Below are 17,435 nucleotides of genomic sequence, written 5' to 3' on the forward strand. Positions count from 1 at the left end.
GTGCCCCGGCCACAGCTTCCGGTCGCAAGGGAGGCGGCCGCGGATGCCGGTCCAGATCAGCCGAAGCCGGTCAGGCGCCAGGCTCGACTGGATTGAGCAGGGCCGCGAGGACCCCGTCCACGCGATCGAGCACCGATCGGGCGGCGGCGTCACCGGCGAACGCGGTCTCCATCACCCCGTGCAGACCGTGCAGGAGGAACTCGACCGTGAAGGCGGGATCGTCGACGGCCAGTTCGCCCGCGTCCACGCCCTCCTGGACCAGTTCCAGCAGGCTCGCCCTGATCGGCCCGAGTTCGTCGCGTTCCTCGATGCCGGCCTCGTGGAACAGCAGGGCCACCAGCGACGCGTTCGCCATCCCGAACTCGAACATGCCGGCGACGAACCGACGTACCCGATCCAACGCGGACGTGGTGGGCGAGGCCGACACCGCGTCCGCGCCGGCGGCCAGGATCTGCTCGTTGCACCGGTTGCGCAGCGCGGTGAACACCTGGGCCTTCGAGCCGAAGTACTCGTAGACGGTGCCCTTGCCCAGACCGGCCTCGGCGGCGATGCCGTCGATCGTCGCGTCGACGCCGTCCCGCAGCAGTACCCGGGCCGCCGCGTCCAGGATCTGCGCTGGTCGCTCGGCCGGTGCCCGGGGCGCGCGCGGGCGTCTGGTCGTCGGTCTGGTGCCGCTCATATCGCCGCAGCCTAGCGCCGGCCTTGACAACCGACCAGCGGTCGGTAGGTTGTGCCCTACTACCGACCGACGGTCGGTCGGTATTTGTCTCCGCTCGTCATCGAGAGGGATGGCGGTCACCGCCTTCACGACCCGACCGACCGAGGAAGGACCTGACGCATGAGACGACCGGTAGAACTGCTCTTCCTGTCCGGCACCATCGAGGAGGTCGAACAGATCACCAGCCGGATGCGTCGGGTACGCATCGCCGGTGAGCGCCTCAAGACCGTCCCGTGGCAGCCCGGACAGCACGTACGGGTCAACGTCTCGCCGCCCCGGCAGTGGCTCCGCCACCCCGGCGACGCCCGCCGGACCTACTCCGTCTGGCAACTCGACCGCACCCGGGGCGCCCTCGACCTCTGCGTCCTCGACCACGGCGACGGTCCCGGGGCGCAGTGGTCCCGGACCGCGCGACCGGGCCAACTGGCCACCCTGTCCCGGCCGGAGGGGCGGCTGACCCTACGCGAGTCGCCGTACCACCTGTTCATCGGCGACGAAACCGCCGCCGTCGCCTTCGCCGCCATGCTGCGGGCCCTTCCGCCGCAGACCCCGGCCTACGGGGTCCTCGCGACGGACGACCCCGACGGGGAGGTACCGCTGCCACCCGGCCATCGCCTGTCCTGGGTCCACCGTGGCGACGCCGATCCCGCCGACCCCGGAACACTGCTCGGAGCCGTGCGCACCCTCGACCTGCCCGTCGGGCCGGGCACCGCCTACCTCGCCGGTGAGGCGCGTACCTGCCAGGCGGTCCGGGATCACCTGGTCCGGGAACGCGGTTGGAGCCGCCGCCAGATCGTCGTCAAACCCTTCTGGGCACCCGGCAGACGAGGGCTGGACTGATCCCAGGCTCAACCATCGGCGGGCGGCTGCCGGAGGTCGGGCCCGCCGGTGTGCGGAACGCCCACGTGATCGCGGGCCGGCGTCGGCAGTGCCGCGACACACTCGGCCGAGCAGGCGTTCACGAGCAGCGGCAGCACGTCGGCGCCGACCCTCAGCGAGATCCACACCTGGTGCAGACCGGCCTGGCCGATCGGTTGGCGGCACACGCTGCATCCCCGGACCGCCTCGCCGCCCCGGATGCCGGGGTCAAGCTGTCCAGGGTCGAGCTCACCGTCCCCCGCCGAGGGCGGCGGTAGCAGTGGGAACGGCGGACGGTACTTGACGTTGCCGTACAGCGCCCGGGTGCTCACCGTGCTGCCACGCAGGTTGGCGCATCGGGTCAGCTCGTACGGAAACCAGTGCAGCCGGTACGAGGTGTACGGCGTGAACTGCCGCAAGCTCGTCATCTCGCCGATCTCCGGTGGGATCCGGACCAGGTTGGAGCCGTACAGGTTGAGGTGCCTGACCTCGGTGAGCTTCGCGATGCTCGGCGGCAGGGTCACTATCTGCCGTCGCTGTCCGGGCGTCAGCGCGGCCAGCGGCCGGAACTCCTCCCGCCCGTCGGCGGCCGCTTCCTCCACCAGCGCCAGCAGGTGCCGCCAGCCAGGGGCCGAGGTGTCCTGACGCTCGGCGTGGAAGCGCACCGGCCTCGTCGTCCGGGCCCGCTGCCGACCGAGGCAGCTACAGGTGTCGGTGCTGATCTCCTGGGTCACCCGTGGCACCGTACCGGCCCGGCGCTCCATCGCCCCGTCGACGGCTCCCCGGCCGCGCGCGGGGCGTACCCGGACGGGCGGCCGGGGCCGACGCTGGTGCGGTGGTTCAGAAGCCGGGGAAGACCTTGCGCAGGTCGTCCAGGCTGAGCGGACCGGTCACGGTCACCCCGTCGGGGGTGTGCTCGGGCGAGAGGCGGCCGGTGGCCAGCCGCAGGAACGCCTCGGCGGGCGCCACCAACTCGCCGTCCGGCTGCTCCGGCACGTCGGTCAACTCGACCCGCTCACCCAGCCGCAGCCCGAGCGAACGCTCGGGGTCGTCCAGCCGCAACGCCAGGTTGACCTGCCGGCCGGCGAGCGCCTCCGGCTTCGCGACCCAACCGAGCAGGGCCCCGATCGGGTCCATGAGCAGCGGCACCGCCTCCGGCGCCACCGTCGCGTACGAGTTGAAGCCGACCTCGACGTCCCACTGGTGCAGGGCGAACTCGGTGAGCCGGAACCGGGCGGCGGTGCCGACGTCGACCGGCTCTGGCAGGAAGCCCAGGTCGATCCGCAGCTTCTCCCGGACGGTCGCGTCCAGCGACTCGTACAGCTCGACGAGCTGCCGGTTGGCCTCGAGGAAGCCCTCGGCGTGTTCGAGCGGGGCCATGGCGTCCCAGCGGGCCCAGACCCGCTTGTTGAACTCGCTGTCCAGGGCCTCCCCGCCGGTGAGCGCCACCGTCAGGCTCGCCTGGTTGATCTCGGCGCCGCTGCCGAGGTGGCTCAGTACCTGGGACACCTGCCACTGGCTGGCCCCGGACGGTCGGACCAGGTCGGTCGGACCGAGATCCCGGACCAGCGCGGCGAGTTCGTCGTGGCCCGACCGCAGGGCGGCGATGGGCTGGTCGGCAAAGGTGGCCATGGTCTTCCTGTCTCCCGAGTGCTACGCCGCCGACCCCGAATCGGCCGACGGGACAGAGTAATCATGCCCGGTGCCGCCGACAACGCGCCGCCGCTTCGACCGGCGCCCACCCCGACGCCATCGGCGGCAGCGCGATCAGTTGCCGAATAGCCCGGTCAGCGTGCCGGTGCCGACCGCGAGGGACTCGATCACCTTGCGGGCCTCGTTCCCCTCGGCATCGGCGGCCAGGCCGGAGTCCGCCTTCAGGGCGTAGACGGTGAACCGGTAACGGTGCTGGCCGCTCGGTGGGCACGGCGGGGCCCAGGTCGCGAGGCCGGCCGAGTTCTGTCCCTCCAGCACCCCGGACGGCAGCTCGCCGGCCGGCAGCGCGCGGGTGTCGGCCGGGATGTCGAAGACGACCCAGTGCAGATAGGTGAAGCCGGGCGCGTCCGGATCGTCCACGACGACCGCGAACGAGACCGCCTCGGCGACCTCGCCCGACCACTCGATCACGGGCCGTTCGCCGGCGCCCCGGCAGGTGTACTGCTCCGGGATCCGTTCACCCTCCTGGAAGGCCGGGCTGGTCACCGTGAGCGTCCGCTGCGGCGGCACCGTGCTGGCCGGCTCGGGATCGTCCCCGCCGCAGCCGGACAGCGTCGCACCGACGATGGCCAGTACGACCACGGCAACCCGGATCTCCCGACGGGGTCGACGCGACGCGTGCCGGCCCACCGGGCCGTGCCGCTCTGGACGACCGGACATCACACAGTCCACAGCAGACGGTGTCGGCATCGCGGTCGGTCCTTCCGGTGGGAGCGCTTCCAGCGCTCACTGAAGCACACTCCCAGATCTCTCCGACAGCTTTGGATCGACTCTCTGCCGGTCCCGGCGACATCTCTGCCGGGTGTGCCCATCGACATAGCCGAACGGCCATCCGCCGGTCGCATCCCCTGCCCCGGAAGGACGTCCCCGCCCGGGGCCGACGCCCTCCGGACGGAACTGACCCAGCCTCCACTTCGGACCGACACCTTCCACTCCGGACCGACACCCTTACCCGGGACCGACACCTTCAGGCGGGAAGGACATCAGACCGGAGGTACGCGCGCACCGGACCGGCACCGGCAGCGGGCCCGGAGGTACGGACGTACTCGGCAAGCATGGGGCTCCCTCGGATCCGGGCAGTCGTTGCGGAAGCGGCAGGCTATCCAGGCTCCGCCCTACCGGAGCGGGCCTACCGGAGCAGGGCGATCCACCGGCCGGCGCTGCGGCGACAGTTCCTCGGGAACGTCGGACTTCTCGCAGGTCAGCGCGGCTCGATATTTACACTCACAAGATCCTCCATTAACGTGATCGCAAGCGAGTAAACGTTGGGTGGCGCCCCCGACACGGAGTGTGCCCGCCTGCCCGAGCCGGGCAGCGCAGCACCGAAGTGACGACAGGAGATCTACCGTGGGCTCCGAGATCGCCCGATCCGTACCCGATCACCCTGAGAACTCCGCTTCCGACGCGACGCCTCCGCCCGTACCCCCGCCGGTCCGGCCCGGCCGATTCCGCCGGCCCGCCTCGAAACTGATGACGCTGGTGGCGGGCGCCGCCCTCGTCATCGCGAGTACACCCATCTGGAGCGACGACGAGGGCGGCGCGCTCGACGACGCCGAGCTGTCCGCGGCTCCGACGTACACCATCGGCCTGCAACCGCCGCAGGACCCCGGGCCCTTCCCCGGCAGCGTCACCCCGACCACCCCGACCATCACCATCGCCGGTGAACGGGACGGGGAGAGCACCTTCGACGTCGTCCGGTACGACCAGGTGCGGCCGAAGTCACCGGGACAGTTGGACTTCGACCACTTCCACACCGGGATCGAGATCCAGTGGTGGCTCAAGAAGTGGGCGTACCAGCGGCCGGACATCGTCGACCTGTACATCGTCGGTGAGAGCTTCAGCGGTCAACCGATCTACCAGGTGACCATCACCGACAAGTCGACCGGTACCGACACCGACAAGCCGGCCGCCTTCTTCGAGGGCAACCGGCACTCCGGGGAGATCTCCTCGGCCGAGAGCTCACTGTGGCTGGCGAACCACCTGATCAGCCGCGCCGGCAAGGACCGGCAGGTGGACAAGCTGCTCGACGACAAGGCCGTCTACATCCGGCCGGTGAACAATCCCGACGGGCACGACCTGTATCTCTACACCGCACAGACGAACCGGTCCTCGGTCCGGCCGACCGACAACGACGGGGACGGCAAGCTCGACGAGGACCCCGGTGAGGACCTCGACGGCGACGGCTACCTGGGCCAGGTACGCAGGTACGTCGGGGCCGGCAAGGGCACCCACGTGATCGACGACCGCGATCCCGCCAAGATCGTGATGCGCAGCGTCGGCGCCGGCAACGGCGACTACCTGATGTCCTCCGAGGGCGTGGACAACGATGGTGACGGCCGCGACAACGAGGACGGCGTCGGCGGCCTCGACCTGCACCGCAACTACCCGTACAACTGGCACGTCATGCCCGGGTACGACGAGACCGGCCGGAACCTGACCCAGACCGGTGCCGGCGAGTACCCACTGTCGGAGCCGGAGACCCGGCACGTCTACACCTGGCTGATGTCGCACACCAACATCGGCGCGGTGAACAGCATGGACACCCGGGTTCCGATGCACCTGCGCGGTCCGTCGACGTGCGACCCGGTCGAGTGCATGTACACCGACGACCGCAAGCTCTACGAGCACTTCGACCGGGCCGGCGTCGGCTTCACCGGCTACCGGTACTCCGGCAGCGTCTACATCGACTACGCCACCCGCAACGGCGGCGACCCGGAGGCGCTGTTCGGACACGGCCCCGACTTCGGCTACTTCCAGTACGGCGCGGTCTGGTACGGCGACGAGATCTGGAACGGCGGCGACTTCGTCGACTACGACAAAGACGAGCGGTTCGCCGACTGGGAGCGGTCGCGGTGGTGCGTCGAAAACCGCCGGAACAACTGCTTCCTGCCCTGGACGAAGGTCCAGCACCCCGAGCTGGGCGAGGTCGAGATCGGCGGGATCAACCCCAAGTTCTGGGCCCAGAACCCGGCACCCGACCTGATCGGCGAGTGGGCCGCGAACCAGGCCAGATTCAACCTCTACCTGACCGAGTCGCTGCCACAGGTGGAGATCTCGCAGGTCGGTGTCAAGCCGCTCCGGGCCGGGCAGTCCGACGGGGCGACGCACGAGATCACGGCCACCGTCACCAACACCGGCCGGATTCCCACCGCGCTGGAGCAGGCGAAGGAGGTCAAGATCGTGGCCCCCGACACGGTGGCGGTGGAGGGCGCGAGACTGGTCGGCGACGCTCCCCAGTTCTACCTGGACGGCGGCCGGAAGCAGCGGGTCACGCTCCGGGTGACCAAGGCCGACAGCGAATCGGTCACGGTGCGGGCGGTCAGCGTACGCGGCGGCCTCGACTCCGCGGCGGCACGCCTGAAGTGACGTCACCGACGTCGTCCCCGCCCGCCGTCCCGGGGCGGGGACGACGTCCCGGCCGGCACCCGCGCTACCGGGCGGGGACGACGTCCCGGCCGGGGCCCACGCTCAGTCGCGGTGGCCGGGCCCGTCGCCCGCGTCGAGCCAGGACTCCAGCAACAGCCGGTCGATCGAATCCGGCGCACCCAGACGACCCCGTGCCGCCCGTCGGGCGCGCAGGTCCGCCCGGCTGAACCACCGGGTCTCCAGCAGTTCCTCGCCGTCCACCCGGGTAACCTCGCTGCCGGCCCGGGCGACGAAACCGACCATCAGCCCCGCCGGAAAGGGCCACGGCTGGGAGGCGAAGTAGCGGACCGAGTCGACGACGACGCCGGCCTCCTCCGCCACCTCACGCCGGACCGCGTCCTCCAGGCTCTCGCCGATCTCCACGAAACCGGCCAGCAGGGCGAAGGAATCCTCTTCCGCCCCGGCGTGCCGGGCCAGCAGGCACCGGCTCGGCGGCCCGGGAAGCTCCACCAGCATGATCACCGCAGGACTGATCCGAGGAAAGATCGGCAGGTGGCAACCGGCGCACTCCCGGGCCGCGCCGCCCTCGACCGGTCGGGTCCGCGCACCGCACGTGCCGCAGAAGCGCTGGTTGCGGTGCCAGTGGCAGAGGCCACGGGCGTACCCCAGCACTGCCGCCTCGGTCGGATCCAGCCGGTGCACGAGCTTGCGTACGTCCACCGTCCGGTCGGCACCGACCGCGCCGAGCGCCTCGGCCTCCGGGACGTCACTCAGGTCGACCACGAACACGGGCCGGTCGGCGCGCAGACCGAGGAACACCGGGTCGCCGCCCCCGAGCGGCAACCGGTGCCGGTCGGTGCCGCCCAATCGGACCACCGCCTCATTCGTCACCAGGCAACGGTCCCGCCACATCGGGATGATCTCGGCACCGTCACGGCCCACCAACGTCCGCAACGCACCGGGATCGCGCCGGAGTTGACCCGCGCGATCGAGGGCACCTCCGGCGTACGGCGTGACGACCTCACCACCGAGGCTCACGATCCGGCACCGCCGGGCCGGCGACCCATACCCGGACCAGCAAAGCCGGGCGCCGAGCGTGACATGGGCAGAAGCACCATCGCATGCTACGGCCCGGCCGGGACGGGAGTCCGGCGGCAGGTGACGCCCCCTCGACGCGTCCAATTCAGGAGTCGGCCGGGCCGGATCCGGATCGGGAGCCGGCCGGCCGGACATCCGGGATTCGTTCGGGCCGGACAGCGGGCCGGCGGAGTGGAATGATTCCGGCAGTCGAAAGACGTACACGGCGGAACATCCCGGGGGATATCGATGAGCCGGACGGTCGCGATGGGGCTGGTGCTGGCCCTGATCGGTGGCGTGGCGGGCTGTGGCGGCGGATCGGGCAACCCGGAGGCGACCGGCACGGCGAGTCCGGGTGCCTCGGCCGTCGCCGACGACTTCGTCAGCGTCGGTGTGGCGAGGAGCGGACGACCGTTCCAGCCCCTCGGCATCGGCTCGACCACACTGCCCGAGTCCTCGGTCCTGGTGGGGCCGCACTTCGCGGTGCAGCTGTACAGCTTCGCGGTCACCAACGAACTCTCGGCCAGCCAGGTCCGTCGGCTCATCGTCTCCGGCGGCCCGAGCGACGGGCCGATGGTGGCGGGCGACGGACGGGAGTTCCTGCTCGTCCACCTGAGTGAGAAGGTGTCCCGCACCAAGGTCCTCCGCTCGGACGGCGTCCCGGCCACGGCGGCGGTGCTGGTCGACGGAAAGTCGCGCCCGCTCGAACGGGGTACGAATTTCGGCGACGGTGTGCTCGTCGTGTCGGTGCCGACCGGCGCGGCGGCACAGCTCGTGGTGACCGACGCCGATCGGCCACAGTCGATCGACCTGAGGACCGGAAAGCGCGGTCCGGACGCACTGCCGAACTTCCATCCCGCGCTGACCGGCGGGATCGAACTGGAGGACGTGGTCCGGATCAACGGCGTACACCCCGCCGGCCAGGGCACCCGGTTCGAGGTCGCCGTCAGTGCGGTGCTGCTGCCGTACGCCGATGACAAGGGCTGGGCGAAATCCGGCCACCTGTGGCTGGACCTCACCGTCTCGCTGACGGTGGCGTACGACGTGAAGTTCACCGTCAACCTGGCCAAGAGCCTGACCGTACGCGGCCCCGACGGCCGGAAGGTGCCGATCCCGGCGGGCGCGACGATCAGGCCGGTGGTCAACGAGCAGTTGGTTTCCGGACTGGCCACGGCGCAGTGGTCGGCGCGCTTCGAGGTCCCGGACCGGTCGCGTCGGTTCGGTGTCACGTACCGGACGACCGGAAAGGCCCTCGGCAAGACCGGCAAGCCCACGGGTTTCCAGCGCCGGGACCTGAAGAACACCGGGACGCTGACCATCGCCGGGGCGGCCCGGTAGCTCGACTCCGCCTCCTCGGCCTCGCCGATCGAACCCCGTCCACACCGCACCGCAGCCATCGTGGGCGGCTCCGACCCACCCGGAAATATTTCGCAGAACATCTCACTGGACCTGCAACCGATCCGCGGTGTCGCGCCGATAGAGGGTTGACGCCGTAGAGAGGAGCCCGGGTGACGGCGGAGGAAGATCAGGACTACGTCGAGTACGTTTCGGCGTCGCTGGACCGATTACGGCGTACCGCCTTTCTGTTGTGCGGTGACGCCCACCGCGCCGACGACATCGTGCAGTCGGCGCTCGTCTCGGTGTACCTGCGGTGGTCGAAGATTCGTCGGGTCGAGAACCTCGACGGGTACGTGCACCGCGTCCTGGTGCGGCGCTACATCGACGAGAGCCGACGATCATGGGCCCGGGTGCTGCTGGCCTGGCGGATACCGGAACTGGCGGCGAAACCGACCGCCAGCACCGAGGACGCCGCCGCCGTACAGGCCGCGCTCGCGGGACTGAGCCGGGGGCAGCGCAGCGTGCTGGTGCTCCGGTTCATCTGCGACATGTCCGTGCAGGAGACGGCCGCCGCCCTCAACTGCTCGACCGGAAACGTCAAGAGTCAGACCTCCCGCGGCCTCGCCGCCATGCGTACGGCGTTGCGCGCGCAGTGGCCCGCCGCCAGCTCCGAGCCCGCCCGAGAGGTGGCGACCAGATGACCTCGTTCGAAGGCGACGACGACGCGATGCGATTCCAGCGGCAGGTCGCCGCGGTGACTCTTCCGCCGAGCCGTCTCACCGCCGACGACCTGCTCGCCGAGGGCCAGCGTGCCCGGCGGCGCCGGCGTGGGCGCTCGGTGGCGGCGTCCGTCGGAGCACTCGTGCTGACGGCCGGCGTCGTGGTGGGAATCGGCGCGTACCTCCCCGAGGGTGGCGGCGGAGGCACCACCCCGGCCGTCGGCGCCGGACCGCTGACCCCGAGCCCGACCACGCCCGCCGCACGCCGGCCCTGCACCGTCGAACCGCTGGCACTGCCGCACGGGGCCGTCGACGGAGCGGTCAACGCGGGCTCCCCGAACGGCCGGTACCTGGCCGGTTTCATCCGGACCAAGACCGAACCGGGTGCACCGGCCTGGTGGAACGGTAGCCGGGTGCAGCGAATTCCGGTTTCCGGTACCGGCGAGGCGAAGGGCGTCAACGACAGCGGCACGGTCGTGGGTGGATCCGGGTCGAGAGCGTGGACCTACGCCAACGGCAAGCTGACAAAGCTGCCGCTTCCGCAGGGCTACACCGCCGCCGAGGCGAACGCGATAAACGATCGGGGGCAGGTGGCCGGCGTGCTGTTCGGCGGCGGACGGGTAGCCGCGGCCGTCTGGCACGGCACCGGCGCGGACGCCCGGGTGGAGGTGCTGAAGGCGCCGAAGGGCGGCGCGATGGCGTTCGGAATCTCGGACTCCGGCATCGTGGTCGGCCGGCTGAACGAGGGCGGCCTGTACCGGTGGGACGCCGAGGGCCGGGGCAGCAGACTGGCTCCCCCCGGCGGGACCACCCACGGCCATGTCGCCGGCGCCCAGGGCGAGTGGGCGTACGGTGCGGCCGACGTGTCCAGCGGAGACGGTACGACGCCTGATCCGCAGATGACGCGCCGGGACGACGGCGTCTACGTGTCGGCCGCACCCCGGGCGGCCGTGCTGTGGGACCTGCGTACCGGTGCGGCCAGCGCGGTGGGCGACGGCCAGGTGGGCGCGGTCAACGCGCGGGGCCAACTGGTGGTGAACGGGCCCGACAACACCGTCGTGCTGCGTGAGCCGGACGGCTCGCAACGCGAGCTGCCACTGCCCGACAGCACGAGCAGGTACGCCTACGCGTTGAGCGGCGACGGTACCCGGATCGGTGGCACCAGCAAGAACCAACCGGTGCGGTGGACCTGCCCGGTCTAGGGCCGCCGGACGGGATCTGCGCCTAACCGACGGCGTTCCCTGCTCCGGACACCTCAGGGGGCCACGGGTGCGACATCAGCCCCCGTGGCCCCCTGGTATCGACGCCGGACGTCGGTCGAGCCGGTGTCGACGCCGGACGTCAGTCGAGCAGCACGACCCTGCCGGTGTCGAGGTCGTACCGGGCACCGACGATCGCCAGGTCACCGGCGTGGACCTTCTCCCGCACGATCTCGCTGGCCTCGGTGAGGTGCCGGGCCTGAGCCAGCACGTTGGCCCGGACGGCCGCCTCGACCACGTCGCCGGGCCCGCCGATCAGCGGCTCGACGACCGGACGCAGCGCCTCGACGATCGCGCCGATCGCACCCGGGGCGTGGCCGCCGCTCTCGATCACCTCGACGGCGGCGGAGACGGCGCCGCAGCGCTCGTGACCGAGCACCACCAGTACGGGCGGAGCGAAGTGCTCGACCGCGTACTCGATGCTGCCCAGCATGATCGTATCCACGATGTTGCCCGCGACCCGATTGTCGAACAGGTCCCCGAGGCCCTGGTCGAAGAGCACCTCCGGCGGTACCCGGGAGTCGGCGCAGCCGACGACGATCGCGAACGGGTCCTGCCCGTTCGCGAGTTCACGGATGTCGCGCGGCGACTGGTGTGGATGCCGGCCGTGTCCTCGGACGAATCGCCGATTCCCCTCCGTCAGGCGGGCGAGTGCCGCCTCCGGGGTGTCCACGGGTGCGTCGCCGGGCGGTTGCGCGGCGGCCGGGCCGGCGAGTCCGACGGTCCCGACGGCGGTCAGCCCACCGACGGCCAGAAGCGAGCGGCGGGAGATGGTCTGCTGTTGTGGAGTGTTCTGCACAACCAGTCAACGTACGCCAGTGGCGTAGCCTTGCCACCCATCTCCGATGGCGACTAGCTTGCGAATTCCCGACAGGGTCGCGCTCGACTCGTCGCCAGGAGGTACGGATGCCGGACCGACCGCCGGACATCGCGGGCGATCTCCTGGACCTGCCGTCCTATCAGGTTGAGTTCGCCGAGCAGTTCGGGCGGGCGGCCCAGGGCTTCTGGAAACTGGAGCGGCGCCAGACGTTCGAGGAACCCGACTATCCGAGCTTCGACTCGACCGTGGCCTACGAGGTGCTGTACGACCCGCGCGGACGCCTGATCGGTGCCCGTCGTACGGAGTCCGCGGACGTCGTGCTGACGTGGCGGAGGTTCATCGCCGGCCTGTTCGACGGTGGTGAGGAGATCGCTGCGATCTTCGCCAGGCGGGTGGCCGCGCTTCCACCCCCCATCATCGGGGTGAGTGGAGAGCGTCGGAACTGACCGCCAATCCTCGATGATTCTCGTGGCGATCAATCTCGCCGGCCCCGCGCAGAGGGGTGTCGCCGGTCAGTCGCGCCGGCCGGGCCAGCCGGCCCCGATCCACCGGGCCGCCGGAAGGCGGCGTCCGTGGTCCTGGCAGATGTCGGGCTGCCCGGGATCCGGTTCCACCAGAGGGCGAGCCCCGCACCGGTGAAGGCCAGCAACGCTCCGATGAGGACGAGCCAGACGCTGATCTCGACGTTCTGCTTGCGCAGGCCGAACTCCCGGGGCAGGTCGACGAGTACGTCGGTCAGCTCGTCGGCGTCCTCCGCCCGGAAGTACCGCCCGCCTGAGACGTCCGCGACCCGGGTCAGCGCGTCCTCGTCGATCTCCCGGTTGCGGAAGCGGCCACCCCCACCGCCGGGCGGGATGTCCCGTAGACCCTGCCTGAACGTGGAGTCGACGCTGAGCTGGTCGGCGGTGCACATCATCTGGGCGGGCTCGGTCGTGCCGAACCCGATCGTGTAGACGCGTAGCCGGCGGGCGGCGGCCTGCTCGGCCGCGGTGACCGGGTCGACGCCGGTGGTGTTCGAGCCGTCGGTGAGGACGACGATGGTGTCGGGCTGGTAGTCGCCGAGGGCGTCGGGGGCGGCGTCGTCGAGGTCGACGCCGGTGGCGGCGACGTTCGGGTTGGTCTCGGCGATCGCGTCGACGGCGGTCAGGATCGCCTGGCCGATCGCCGTACCCCTGGCGGTCTTGAGGGTGTCGACGGCGTCGAGCAATGCGTCCTTGTCGGTGGTGGGGGGTACCAGCAGGGCGGCGATTCCCGAGAACGCGACCAGGCCGATCCGGGTGTCGCCGTTCTGCGCCTCGATGAAGTCGCGGGCCGCGTCGCTCGCCACGGCCATCCGGTTGGGCGCGATGTCGGTGCTGCACATGGAGAGGGAGACGTCGATCGCCAACAGGATCGAGGTGTCGTTCGACGGTACGGCGACCGACGCCTGCGGCCGGGCCAGTCCCACCGCCAGCGCGACGAGGCCGGCGAGGAAGAGGTGGACCGGGATGCGGCGGCGCCACGACGTGCGTCCGGGCAGCGCCGCCCGGATCAGTGTGATGCTGGAGACGGTGACGGCGGCCCGCCTGCGGCGCCGGTTCAGCCACCAGCGGGCCGTCAGCAGCAGGGGCACGGTCAGCAGCGCGAGCAGCGCCCACGGCCAGCTGAACGACATCAGACGATCCTTCCGTGCGAGCGGATGCCGAGCAGTCCACCGAGGGTCAACAGCAGCAGGGCGGCGCCGGCGAACGGCGCCGTCAGCTCGACGGACTCCTTCCTGGTGGTCAGGCGCAGGTCGATGGAGCGGGTCGTGTCGGCCAGCGCCGCCGCGTCGCCCGCCTGGTGGTGAGTGCCGCCGGTGGTCTGCGCGACCGTGATCAGCAGCGCCTCGTCCAGCGCGGTGCCGAGTTGGTAGCCGTCGACCTCGACGGTGGCGCCAGCGGCGGTGCCGACCCCGACGGTCTGGATGCGTATCCCGGCGGCGGCGGCGAGACCGGCTGCCTCCTCGGCGTCCGGGCCACCGGTCTGCTGACCGTCGGAGAAGACCACGATCGTCGCCGAGGGCCAGTAGCCGAGATCCTCCGTGGTCGCGCCGGCCCCGTCGGCCGGCAGGCTGACCGGCTTGCCGGTGATGGTGCCGAGCGCGACGAGGATCGCCTGCCCGAGCGCGGTGCCGCCGCTCGCGGAGAGCCGTCCGATAGCGGCCACCGCGGCGGCGTGGTCGTCGGTCGGGGCCTGGGTCAGCAGCGCCTGCTCACCAAAGGCCAGGACACCCACGTCGACGGAGTCCGGCTGCTCCTCGACGAAGCCGATCGCGGCGGCCTGCGCGGCGGCGAGCCGGGTCGGTGCCACATCGGTGGCGGACATGCTGTTGGAGACGTCGAACGCGAGTAGCACCGTGCCGGCGACCCGGGGCACGACCAGGTCGGCCTGTGGTCGGGCGATGCCCGCCAGCAGGATCGGCAGGGCGGCGAGCAGCAGCGCGTACGGCAGGTGGCGACGCAGTGCGGCCCGCCGGGTACCCCCGTTGGTGGCGGCCCCGAAGCCGGCCGCGGCCAACGCGGCGGTACGGCGGCGTTGCAGCGCCACGTAACCGGCGATCGCGACGGCGGTGATCAGTACGGCGGCGACGAGCACCACCGGATAACGGAAGGTCACCGGCGCCTCCGTCCGGAGTGGCGAGCCATGCTGACGAGCACGGTGAGCAGGTCCTGGTCGGTGGTGACGTGCCAGGGATCCACCCCGGCCCGCCGCATCCCCTCCGCCAGTGCCTCCTCGCGGGCGTCGACCTGGGCGGCGAGGCGGCCACGGAGCAGCGGGTCACTGGTGTCGACGAGGAGCTGTTCGCCGGTCTCCGCGTCCTGGACCAGGATCAGGCCGAGGTCGGGCAGCTCCAGTTCGGCCGGATCGACCACTCGGATCACCGCCACCTCGTGGCGGTGGTTGAGCATGCTCAGCGGGCGCTCCCACCCCGGGTCTCCGATGAAGTCGGAGAATACGAAGACCAGGCTGCGGCGGCGCGCGGTGGTGGTGGCGGCCAGGCGCAGCATGGCGGCCAGGTCGGTGGTCGCGCCCGAGCCAGCGTCCGGTGCTGGGCGCAGCAGCTCGTGCGCGATGCGCAGGACCTGGTCGCGGCCGGTCCGGGGCGGGACGATCCGGTGGGCGTGGTTGTCGTAGAGGATCGCGCCGACCCGGTTACCGCCCTGCGCGACCAGCCGGCTCAGGCTGACTGCCAGCTCGGTCGCGATGGATTCCTTGCCCTGTCCCCCGCCGAAACGCATCGACGCGGAGCGGTCGACGACCAGCCAGGCGGTCAGCTCCCGGTCCTCGGTGTACTGCCGAACGTACGGCTCGTCCAGCCGGGCCGTGACGTTCCAGTCGATGTGCCGGGCGTCGTCCTCCGGCGTGTAGGCACGCAGGTCGGTGAAGTCGATGCCGGCGCCCTGCCACACCGTGCGGTAGGCGCCCTGGATCCGTCCGTCGAGGCGGCGGCCGAGCCGCCATTCCAGCCGCCGCAGCAGCCGGTCGGGAACCGTGGCCATCGGTCAGCGACCGCGGCCGGCGGGCTCCGGCATCGCCACGTTCGCCAGGATCTTCGACAGGATCAGATCCGCGGTCACCTCGTCGGAGAGCGCCTCGTAGGAGAGGACGAGTCGGTGGCGCAGCACGTCCAGGGCGAGGTCGGTGAGATCCTCGGGGACGGCGTACTCCCGGCCCCGGACGTAGGCGAGGGCACGGGCCGCGAGCACCAGGCTGATCGACGAACGGGGGCTCGCGCCGAACGTGACGTAGCGGGCCAGGTCGGTCAGGCCGACCCGGCCGGGATCGCGACTGGCGTGGGCCAGCGCGACGGCGTACTCGATCAGCGACGGGTCGACGTAGACCCGGTCGGCCTCCTGCTGGAGCCCGACCAGGGTCGCCGGGTCGATGATGCGCTGGATCGGGGTGGCCGGGGCGAGCGCCCGCTCGACGACGACGAACTCCTCGGTCACGCTCGGGTAGTCGACGACGACCTTCATCATGAAGCGGTCGACCTGCGCCTCTGGCAGCGGATACGTGCCTTCGGACTCGATCGGGTTCTGGGTGGCCATCACCAGGAACGGGTTCGGCACCGGGTGGGTCTCCCGGCCGATGGTGACCTGCCGTTCCTGCATGACCTCCAGCAGCGCACTCTGCACCTTGGCCGGCGCCCGGTTGATCTCGTCGGCGAGCAGCAGGTTGGTGAAGACCGGCCCGAGCGAGACCTGGAACTCGCCGGTCGGCTGGTGGTAGACGCGGGTGCCGATGATGTCGGCAGGTACCAGGTCCGGGGTGAACTGCACCCGGTGGAAGTCCCCGCCGATCGCCTCCGCCAGCGACTTCACGGCGAGCGTCTTGGCGAGGCCGGGTACGCCCTCGACCAGGATGTGCCCCCGGGCGAGCAGCGCCACGATCAGCCGTTCGAGGAGTGGGTCCTGGCCCACGATGGTCTTCTTGACCTCGTAGCGCACCTTCTCGATCGGGCCGGCGGAGGCCGGTGCGGACACCGCCTCGGCCCACTTCCCGGTGCGACTTGCCGGCATGCTCATCGATCCGTCCTCTGTTCTTGGTCTACGGGGAGGTCCGGGGCTACGGGGAGGTCCGGGGCTACCGGGATCGTCGTCACAGCGGGGGCACCCGACCTTCGCCCTCACCGGCACCGAGCGCCGCCCCGATCGGGACGGCGAAGCCGATGCCGATGAAGGTGCCGGCCTCGGTGGGGTTGGCGAGTGCCACGACGACGCCGACCACCTGCCCCCGGTCGTTGGCGAGCGGTCCGCCCGAGCTGCCCGGGTTGACCGCCGCGTCGAACTGGATGAGTCCGGAGATCTCCGCCGCCCCGGACCGAGCCTCCCGGTTCAGGCCGGAGACGACACCGCTGGTGGTGCTCGCGGTCAGCCCCAGCGGGTTGCCGATCGCCACCACGTCGTCTCCGACGGCGGTGCCGCCGCCGAGCACCGCCGGCACGAGCGTCTCCGGCAACGTCGCCGGGGCCAGTGTCGCGACGTCCTGCCTGGCGTCGGCACTCGCGACCACGGCCGTGGACTCGGTGCCGTCGGCGTACGTCACCGTGACCTTGTCGGCGCCGTCGACCACGTGCGCCGCAGTGAGGATGGTGCCGTCCGCGTTGACGATCACGCCGGTACCGATCGCCGACTCGGCCATCGTCGCCGCGCTCCCGGCGGACTTCCCGCTGACCGTCGTCCGGATCAGTACCACCGAGGGCAGCAGCGTCCGATAGACCTGAGTCACGCTGAGCGGTCCCTCCGATGCGGAGGGCGCGGCCGACGGTGCGACCGCGCCTGGCGCCTCCCGCCCATCAGCGCCGCGGAGGAACACCACCGCCGTGATCGCCACGGCCCAGACCAGCGCCGCCCCGATCAGCGCCTTCCGGCGCAGCCGCGTGGGCCGCCACCGGCTCTTCGGCTCCTCGGTCGCCGAAGCTGGTGTCCGGACATCGGCTCCGCCGCCGACCGCCGTCGTCACCGCGAGACCGCCAGACTTCGCATCCTTCGACTGTAGGGGCCATTCGGCAAAATGACCCGGGCCGACGGCTGAGCCGGTGATCA

General features: G+C 71.3%; 17 protein-coding genes. 6 read left to right on the plus strand and 11 right to left on the minus strand.

The window, feature by feature from the left end; genetic code table 11:
• Window positions 1–70 precede the first annotated feature (70 nt).
• Window positions 71–679, minus strand: coding sequence for a TetR/AcrR family transcriptional regulator (locus ACFP2T_RS15040; RefSeq protein ID WP_377421817.1), 609 nt, complete (start codon window positions 677–679; stop codon window positions 71–73).
• A gap of 159 nt (window positions 680–838) precedes the next feature.
• Here ACFP2T_RS15040 and ACFP2T_RS15045 point away from each other — a divergent pair, with 159 nt between their 5' ends.
• A complete protein-coding gene (locus ACFP2T_RS15045; protein ID WP_377421818.1) occupies window positions 839–1,558 on the plus strand; it encodes a siderophore-interacting protein in 720 nt (239 codons plus the stop codon).
• An 8-nt stretch (window positions 1,559–1,566) separates the two neighbouring features.
• Here the strand turns inward: ACFP2T_RS15045 and ACFP2T_RS15050 are convergent, their stop codons facing one another.
• The 3 genes from ACFP2T_RS15050 to ACFP2T_RS15060 form a co-directional block, all read right to left on the minus strand.
• Complete coding sequence (locus tag ACFP2T_RS15050; RefSeq protein WP_377421820.1) at window positions 1,567–2,310, minus strand: leucine-rich repeat domain-containing protein; 744 nt, start codon at window positions 2,308–2,310, stop codon at window positions 1,567–1,569.
• Between the two features lie 106 nt (window positions 2,311–2,416).
• On the minus strand, window positions 2,417–3,208 hold the full coding sequence (locus ACFP2T_RS15055) for a maleylpyruvate isomerase family mycothiol-dependent enzyme (protein WP_377421822.1): 792 nt from the start codon (window positions 3,206–3,208) through the stop codon (window positions 2,417–2,419).
• Between the two features lie 135 nt (window positions 3,209–3,343).
• Window positions 3,344–3,949, minus strand: coding sequence for a YbhB/YbcL family Raf kinase inhibitor-like protein (locus ACFP2T_RS15060; RefSeq protein WP_377421824.1), 606 nt, complete (start codon window positions 3,947–3,949; stop codon window positions 3,344–3,346).
• Window positions 3,950–4,759: 810 nt separating this feature from the next.
• On the opposite strand from ACFP2T_RS15060, the gene ACFP2T_RS15065 reads away from it, so the two are divergent.
• The gene (locus tag ACFP2T_RS15065; RefSeq protein WP_377421826.1) at window positions 4,760–6,655 is read left to right on the plus strand and encodes a M14 family metallopeptidase; all 1,896 of its coding nucleotides are present in this window, start codon (window positions 4,760–4,762) and stop codon (window positions 6,653–6,655) included.
• Between the two features lie 102 nt (window positions 6,656–6,757).
• Here ACFP2T_RS15065 and nudC read toward each other — a convergent pair whose 3' ends face one another.
• Window positions 6,758–7,693: an NAD(+) diphosphatase gene (gene nudC / locus ACFP2T_RS15070; RefSeq protein WP_377421828.1), complete on the minus strand. Its 936-nt coding sequence runs from the start codon at window positions 7,691–7,693 to the stop codon at window positions 6,758–6,760.
• Window positions 7,694–7,981: 288 nt separating this feature from the next.
• Between nudC and ACFP2T_RS15075 the strand changes: the two genes are divergently transcribed.
• The 3 genes from ACFP2T_RS15075 (at window position 7,982) to ACFP2T_RS15085 (ending at window position 10,991) form a co-directional block, all read left to right on the plus strand.
• On the plus strand, window positions 7,982–9,070 hold the full coding sequence (locus ACFP2T_RS15075; protein WP_377421829.1) for a hypothetical protein: 1,089 nt from the start codon (window positions 7,982–7,984) through the stop codon (window positions 9,068–9,070).
• Window positions 9,071–9,240: 170 nt separating this feature from the next.
• Window positions 9,241–9,771: a SigE family RNA polymerase sigma factor gene (locus ACFP2T_RS15080; protein WP_377421831.1), complete on the plus strand. Its 531-nt coding sequence runs from the start codon at window positions 9,241–9,243 to the stop codon at window positions 9,769–9,771.
• A complete protein-coding gene (locus ACFP2T_RS15085) occupies window positions 9,768–10,991 on the plus strand; it encodes a hypothetical protein (protein ID WP_377421833.1) in 1,224 nt (407 codons plus the stop codon). Before ACFP2T_RS15080 ends, ACFP2T_RS15085 begins: the two co-directional genes overlap by 4 nt.
• Window positions 10,992–11,130: 139 nt before the next feature.
• Here ACFP2T_RS15085 and ACFP2T_RS15090 read toward each other — a convergent pair whose 3' ends face one another.
• The gene (locus tag ACFP2T_RS15090; RefSeq protein ID WP_377421835.1) at window positions 11,131–11,847 is read right to left on the minus strand and encodes a carbonic anhydrase; all 717 of its coding nucleotides are present in this window, start codon (window positions 11,845–11,847) and stop codon (window positions 11,131–11,133) included.
• Window positions 11,848–11,954: 107 nt separating this feature from the next.
• On the opposite strand from ACFP2T_RS15090, the gene ACFP2T_RS15095 reads away from it, so the two are divergent.
• Window positions 11,955–12,314, plus strand: coding sequence for a hypothetical protein (locus ACFP2T_RS15095; protein ID WP_377421837.1), 360 nt, complete (start codon window positions 11,955–11,957; stop codon window positions 12,312–12,314).
• Window positions 12,315–12,343: 29 nt separating this feature from the next.
• Here ACFP2T_RS15095 and ACFP2T_RS15100 read toward each other — a convergent pair whose 3' ends face one another.
• The 5 genes from ACFP2T_RS15100 to ACFP2T_RS15120 form a co-directional block, all read right to left on the minus strand.
• Complete coding sequence (locus tag ACFP2T_RS15100) at window positions 12,344–13,522, minus strand: VWA domain-containing protein (RefSeq protein ID WP_377421840.1); 1,179 nt, start codon at window positions 13,520–13,522, stop codon at window positions 12,344–12,346.
• Entirely contained in the window at window positions 13,522–14,505 is a 984-nt protein-coding gene (locus ACFP2T_RS15105; protein WP_377421842.1) for a VWA domain-containing protein, read from the minus strand. Before ACFP2T_RS15105 ends, ACFP2T_RS15100 begins: the two co-directional genes overlap by 1 nt.
• Window positions 14,502–15,389, minus strand: a complete 888-nt coding sequence (locus ACFP2T_RS15110) for a DUF58 domain-containing protein (RefSeq protein WP_377421844.1) — start codon at window positions 15,387–15,389, stop codon at window positions 14,502–14,504. The genes ACFP2T_RS15105 and ACFP2T_RS15110 overlap by 4 nt, the downstream gene beginning before the upstream one ends.
• Before the next feature lie 3 nt (window positions 15,390–15,392).
• Window positions 15,393–16,415 carry an AAA family ATPase gene (locus ACFP2T_RS15115; RefSeq protein ID WP_377421846.1) on the minus strand — a complete coding sequence of 341 codons (1,023 nt, stop codon included), beginning with the start codon at window positions 16,413–16,415 and terminating at the stop codon, window positions 15,393–15,395.
• Window positions 16,416–16,488: 73 nt separating this feature from the next.
• Window positions 16,489–17,352 carry a S1C family serine protease gene (locus ACFP2T_RS15120; RefSeq protein ID WP_377421848.1) on the minus strand — a complete coding sequence of 288 codons (864 nt, stop codon included), beginning with the start codon at window positions 17,350–17,352 and terminating at the stop codon, window positions 16,489–16,491.
• Window positions 17,353–17,435 lie beyond the last annotated feature (83 nt).

Origin of the sequence: Plantactinospora solaniradicis, assembly GCF_042658085.1 — a bacterium.
GTDB classification, from domain to species: domain Bacteria; phylum Actinomycetota; class Actinomycetes; order Mycobacteriales; family Micromonosporaceae; genus Plantactinospora; species Plantactinospora solaniradicis.

Coding starts and splice junctions, on each gene's coding strand:
- ACFP2T_RS15040 (WP_377421817.1), bottom strand. CDS start 679: ATGAGCGGCACCAGACCGACGACCAGACGCCCGCGCGCGCCCCGGGCA.
- ACFP2T_RS15045 (WP_377421818.1), top strand. CDS start 839: ATGAGACGACCGGTAGAACTGCTCTTCCTGTCCGGCACCATCGAGGAG.
- ACFP2T_RS15055 (WP_377421822.1), bottom strand. CDS start 3,208: ATGGCCACCTTTGCCGACCAGCCCATCGCCGCCCTGCGGTCGGGCCAC.
- ACFP2T_RS15060 (WP_377421824.1), bottom strand. CDS start 3,949: ATGTCCGGTCGTCCAGAGCGGCACGGCCCGGTGGGCCGGCACGCGTCG.
- ACFP2T_RS15065 (WP_377421826.1), top strand. CDS start 4,760: ATGACGCTGGTGGCGGGCGCCGCCCTCGTCATCGCGAGTACACCCATC.
- ACFP2T_RS15075 (WP_377421829.1), top strand. CDS start 7,982: ATGAGCCGGACGGTCGCGATGGGGCTGGTGCTGGCCCTGATCGGTGGC.
- ACFP2T_RS15085 (WP_377421833.1), top strand. CDS start 9,768: ATGACCTCGTTCGAAGGCGACGACGACGCGATGCGATTCCAGCGGCAG.
- ACFP2T_RS15095 (WP_377421837.1), top strand. CDS start 11,955: ATGCCGGACCGACCGCCGGACATCGCGGGCGATCTCCTGGACCTGCCG.
- ACFP2T_RS15100 (WP_377421840.1), bottom strand. CDS start 13,522: ATGTCGTTCAGCTGGCCGTGGGCGCTGCTCGCGCTGCTGACCGTGCCC.
- ACFP2T_RS15110 (WP_377421844.1), bottom strand. CDS start 15,389: ATGGCCACGGTTCCCGACCGGCTGCTGCGGCGGCTGGAATGGCGGCTC.
- ACFP2T_RS15115 (WP_377421846.1), bottom strand. CDS start 16,415: ATGAGCATGCCGGCAAGTCGCACCGGGAAGTGGGCCGAGGCGGTGTCC.